Origin of the sequence: Daejeonella sp., assembly GCF_046590655.1 — a bacterium.
Taxonomy (GTDB): Bacteria; Bacteroidota; Bacteroidia; order Sphingobacteriales; family Sphingobacteriaceae; genus Daejeonella.
On sequence record NZ_JBKJUM010000132.1, the window covers coordinates 1 to 5,424 of the forward strand.

The following is a 5,424-nucleotide window of genomic DNA, read 5'->3' on the forward strand; positions in this document are numbered from 1 at the left end:
GTTCTTCTGCTTTCAGGGATATTGACATCATCTTTCTGGGGTGGCATTTCCCTGCCTACGTACATTGCCCCGAACATTACAAAGCCATGTCCGGGAACGGTACATACAAATGGATATACCCCAGGAACTGTCGGTGCCGTAAAGCTTACCGCTGCAGTTTCGCCCGGTGCAATTAATGGAATGAACCACAAAACCTTAGCCCCGGGCGGCACATAGTTTGCTTTAGGGCCATCGCCACCCATTTTTAGAGCAGCGCTTACCACTTCTTCTCTCGCTCCCGATTCCGTGATCAGCAAGTTATGGCTCATGTCATCTCCATTAGAAAGCGAAAGCCTGATCTTCTCGCCCGGCTTTACGCTGAATCTAACCCTATCATACTGCAGACCAACGCCTTTTATATTGATTAACGTTTCGGCTTGGGACGTTTGCTGCGCATTTGCTGTTAACGTAAAGTACAACATCATGAGCCCTAACAATAGTTTCTTTGCAATTATCATATTCATCTTATTCTTAAACAATTTCTCCCTTTGCATTGAGGATCGGCTCCAGATCGATGCTCCTACCCGGCCAACCTTTTTCCTGTCGCCCATCTGAGCAATGCCGAGCACGATAGTCAGAAAAATGATCGGCGCGATGAGCATACTGATCATATGGATAAACGTCTGGCTGATCAACTTTGCCGGGGGTGCGAATCCAGGAAAATTCAGTCCCACCAGCACGCCGATGACAATAGCAAGCAATACCTGGAAGGTAAGATGGGATACTACACGTCTCATAATTTAGAGTAAGGATATCCGCAAACGGCGGATATCCTGTTTTGAATCTTAGGCTTAAGTTCAGGCTCTTACCTCTGAATTTGCAGAATCGATCATTGCTTGTATATAACCGAAAGCGTGTGCAAAGCCAAAAGCTCGCCCTGGATCGTCGGGATGGGTAGGCACGTGATCAGGGCACACTGAGTATCCAAAGCCTGAATCGCGAAGGACGCGGATCACCTCTATAAAGTCCGATTCCCCCTCATCTATATAGACCTCCTGAAAATCACCGAGTCCTCCTTTGATATTCCGCATGTGGATCTGATGAATCTTTCCTTTTTTTGCGAAATACTTCACAATTGGCAAAAGGTCAGTCCTCGGGTTTTTTAGCCCTTCCATTACCGTTCCCAGGCAAAGTTGAAGTCCATTATACGGGCTGTCAACTATTGACTCATATTTCTTGAGTGATTCGAAAATACCAGCCGGGGCGCCGTTCCAGTTATCTACACCTTGATATCCACGAGGCAAGCCTGGTGGGTCATAAGGATGGACTCCTAAACGCACATCATATTTCTCACAAACAGGAATAACATTCTCCAGAAAAAAAGTGATTCTTTCCCAATAGTCATCGTAGGAGAGAGGGCCGTTTTTTGTCGCCGGTAACTCTTTCCAGTTATCTTCTAGCTTAAAGGATTCGTAACTTGATCCGCCTCGCCCTGGTGCGTGCCCGTTTCTTCTGATGGGGATCATCGTCCAGTGCATAGTTATCACTTTTACACCGACCTCAGATGCCTTCTTAATGTCCTCAATAATTTCGGCAATCTTTTTGTCACGAGCAGGGCCTGGAGCTATAGCAATATAGCTTGAATCCATACGAATAGCCTCCCAAATCATATTGTATTTGTCGCATTCAGCCTTCCATTTCTTCATTTCTCCAAGATCCCAGTTCCCGGCGTTCATCAAATTCGTAAAATGCTTAATACCCATTCGCTGATGATACTCCATGTTCAATTTCGAAGTCCAGTGACCGCCTAACACAACATGATAATCTCCACCGACATGAATAAGGTTGTTCCTCTTCGGTGCAGGGATACTGACCACAGTTTCAGCAGCAGCTGCTGTTCCGGCAAGGCTAAGTCCTATTACGCTTCCCGCGAGTACTTTTGCAAAATCCCGACGCGCAAGGGGAGAGCCCGAGCGTTCTGATGTAACTTCCTGATTTTTTCCTGTTTCCTTCATTTGCTTTACTAGTAAGGTCGTATGTAATATTTTGAATAATTATTTATCCCACCACATTCTGGAAGTCCATTTATCTCCACCAGCCAGGGCTGCTTGTGCCGCAGAAAGGTTTTCAGCATTAGTTGCCGCCTCCCCAACCGGGTAGGTGTATCTTCTTGGGACGGTGCCGCCTGTTATGTTTCCGGGATATTTCACGGGTACTAAAACGGGATAGCCGCTCCTCCTCCAATTAAACCAACCTTCTATAAAGTTAAGTGAAGCTCCGGTTTCAGCCCAATATTGTGTGTTGATCATTTCCAAAGCGTTTGCCGGAACAAAGGGATTAGATGCGAGATATGCGGAAATATCGCTTGGGGTGACCGTCATAGACGCATTAAACTGGCTTAGTGACGCCATAGCAGCAGTAACTCCTGCATCGTAGTGAGCTTTAGCTGTTCCGAAAGCACTACCCCATCGCTGGGCAGCTTCGGCGAGCAAAAGCTCAGATTCAGCAATGGTCAGGAAATACGTTAAACTATTTCTAGCGATCATGGCTGGATTTTGAGACGAATACCTGTTCATGCCGTTTGCCACATCTCCAACAGGACCTGCCCACGATGGATGGTAAAATATACTGAATCCATCGTTAATTGTTGATTCATTAAATCCGTTTGGCAATCCTTTCTGAACAGCGGGTTCACCGTTTGAGGCGTTAGTTGGGATTGATGAGCCAACCTGGTTTATCCAGACATTGGTGCGGGCAATATGTTTAAGTCTTGGGTCATTGGTAGCCTTTAAATAATCAATAAAAGTTTTGGACCATTTTAAATACCAACTATTATAGCCTGAATCTCCAAGGAGCCAACTTGAATTTGCGTTTCTGTGTAGAGAAATGAAAATGCCTCTCTGATTTCGAACCAGTACCCCCTGCTTGTAAGAAGGATGACTTTCTGCTTTACAGCTACTTTAAACACCCTTTCTCTTATTAAATATTGGATTGTACTATCTATGCACTTTCAGATGACCTGGTTGATATTTTAAACTCTTATTTGCTATTATAAAAATAAGGGTGCGTTTATACATGCAATTTCCTCCTTATGTAAAGTTAGTATTATCTATTCAATGGATACCATGTCTCCATCACATTGACTACAGGCAACCACCAATTTTCTCCAGTCATCTGGAATTGGTTCCTCATCCCTACAGTCAGTGCAGTATTTCTCTTCCTCCGGTACATAAACACACTGCAACTGCCAAGGGTCATCGCCTGTATCAGGCCAATCATATCTCTCAATCAATGTACCTTCACAAACAAACTCTTTCTCTAATCCACAGCTATTACAGTGCCTGTCTACTTCATAAAGATCAAACAGCGTGTATTTATTATCTATAAGAACGGTAGTTTTGTGATTGCACTTGGCGCATTGAAAATCACATTTGATATATATACGGGCGATATTTTGACCTTCGTGCATTAGAATTCACTGAATTTGTATTAATCTTCACAATGCATTACAAGAGCCACAATCGTAAACAACATTAACAAGAAGCTGACCCACACATTTGGTGAACCTTGAAGCTGGTTAAAGACCACTGCGCCAACCCCCATTATTCCTACATGTTTCCAATTATTATTTTTTTAATTTGTCATTTTAAGAATTTATAAAAGGGATATAACTTATGTGTTCTACAGGTTTAAGCTTATTCCGCTCCCTTCTCAAGTGACTCAGTGGTGTCCTTATTGTCGCTTGTAGTTTGTATTAACCAAATGCCTAACCCTCCTACCGCAATTGCAAACGTTATTTTCTTTATGAAATAACTTGAATTATTAGATAGTTTGTCTGGATTAGCAATCATTAAATAAATAAGTCCAATGACATTAAACACGGCTATTAATATGCAGATGTAACCAATGATTTTTTTATTTTTGAGTGATTTAAGTTTAAGTTATAATCAATTATTTCTAAAAAAATGACGAAGCAAAATATGAAATAAACTTCATAGTATCTCTTTTTTTAATGGTACTCCTTTGGAATGTGATAAAGACCAAGGATACGGAACTAATAGAAGCTTTTGGACTAAGAATTAGAATGCTCAGGAAAGAGAGGAGTTTATCTATGGAAAAGTTAGCAGAGCTATCTGGTATAGATTATAGACAATTTTCATACGTTGAGCTAGGAGAACAAATCCCACCATATCACAGCCTCAGCTATCTGCCTTTTCCTAACCCTGCATATTTGCGCCAATGGGAATCCTGTAATTTTTAAATGTAAGGATGATACAAGGAGCTTAGAAAAAAAATAATCAGACTTCCTGCAGCAGAATTTATTAGACGGTTTCTGTTAACATACTGCCTAAGGGGTTTTGTAAGATCCGGTAGAATGGAATATTGCATCAAGAAATCGTAAACCAAACCCTTTGATTTGCCATTTTTTTTCAGACTCTACTATTGCGAAAGTCATATATTTTTTTAATATATTTGATTTACCCTCTTGCAGTGGATGCTAATGATGTCAATACCAATAACTTACATAACTTAAAACCTGATGTATGAAAAAGTATTTAAATTTCTTTGCAGCACTCTTATTTGCACTCAACTTGTATGCTTGTAAAAAAGAAACTCAACCTGAAGAACTTGGGCGTACTATTCTGTTCGTGAGTAACGGAGATGGCAATGATGAAATTTATGCTATGAATTCTAACTCGACGAATTTAGTTCGACTTACTAACAACAATGTACCTGATGGACGGGCAACATGGTCAGCTGATGGAAAATTCATTGCGTTTGCATCAGGGACAACAGGAGCAAGAGACATTTTTGTGATGAACGCTGATGGCTCAAATGTCAGAAATGCAACCAATACTTCGTCTGCAGATGAAGACTGGCCTGAGTGGTTACCGACAAGTAATCGTATTATTTTTTCAAGCAACCGCGATGGCAATCATGAAATTTATATTGTAAACTTCGATGGGTCAAATCCAACACGACTGACTAACCGCACACAGGATGATAAATGGTCGACGTTTTCGCCTGATGGCAGCAAAATAGCTTTTCAGTCACTGATTGCATCGGGCAATACCGATGTATTTGTGATGAATGCTGATGGAAGCAATGTAACACAATTAACCACGACCCCTGCGCTTGATCAAATGCCTACATGGTCGCCTGACGGAATGAAGATGGCTTTTATGAGCTCAAGAGATGGAAATCCGGAAATATATGTAATGAACGCCGATGGCAGTCAGCAATCTCGTCTTACAAATACCCCCGCAATTGATGCAAGACCTTCCTGGGGCAGAAAAACAAACAAAATCGTCCTTACCAGTGGTAGGGACTTTTCAACTCCCTCTGTAGCTTCCTATTTTGAAATATATATCATGAACCCTGATGGCAGCAATCCTGTGCGACTGACCAATAACAGCTTTACTGATGATTTTCCAACTGTACAAT

General features: G+C 41.7%; 4 protein-coding genes and 1 pseudogene. 1 reads left to right on the forward strand and 4 read right to left on the reverse strand.

Features of this window, described 5'->3' with window-relative positions; all coding sequences use genetic code 11:
- The 4 genes from ACLL8Z_RS12325 to ACLL8Z_RS12340 form a co-directional block, all read right to left on the reverse strand.
- Positions 1–776: cation:dicarboxylate symporter family transporter (locus ACLL8Z_RS12325; protein WP_411275085.1), on the reverse strand; the 776-nt coding region annotated here is incomplete at its 3' end.
- Positions 777–836: 60 nt separating this feature from the next.
- Positions 837–1,994 carry a mannonate dehydratase gene (locus ACLL8Z_RS12330; protein WP_411275086.1) on the reverse strand — a complete coding sequence of 386 codons (1,158 nt, stop codon included), beginning with the start codon at positions 1,992–1,994 and terminating at the stop codon, positions 837–839.
- Positions 1,995–2,033: 39 nt separating this feature from the next.
- Positions 2,034–2,894, reverse strand: a complete 861-nt coding sequence (locus tag ACLL8Z_RS12335) for a SusD/RagB family nutrient-binding outer membrane lipoprotein (protein ID WP_411275088.1) — start codon at positions 2,892–2,894, stop codon at positions 2,034–2,036.
- A gap of 194 nt (positions 2,895–3,088) precedes the next feature.
- On the reverse strand, positions 3,089–3,448 hold the full coding sequence (locus tag ACLL8Z_RS12340) for a hypothetical protein (RefSeq protein WP_411275087.1): 360 nt from the start codon (positions 3,446–3,448) through the stop codon (positions 3,089–3,091).
- A 1,075-nt stretch (positions 3,449–4,523) separates the two neighbouring features.
- On the opposite strand from ACLL8Z_RS12340, the pseudogene ACLL8Z_RS12345 reads away from it, so the two are divergent.
- A pseudogene (locus ACLL8Z_RS12345) lies at positions 4,524–5,424 on the forward strand (hypothetical protein); the annotation flags it as partial.

What these genes read in the sequence shown, in the direction of transcription:
- ACLL8Z_RS12330 (WP_411275086.1), bottom strand. Translation starts at nt 1,994, where the DNA reads ATGAAGGAAACAGGAAAAAATCAGGAAGTTACATCAGAACGCTCGGGC.
- ACLL8Z_RS12340 (WP_411275087.1), bottom strand. Translation starts at nt 3,448, where the DNA reads ATGCACGAAGGTCAAAATATCGCCCGTATATATATCAAATGTGATTTT.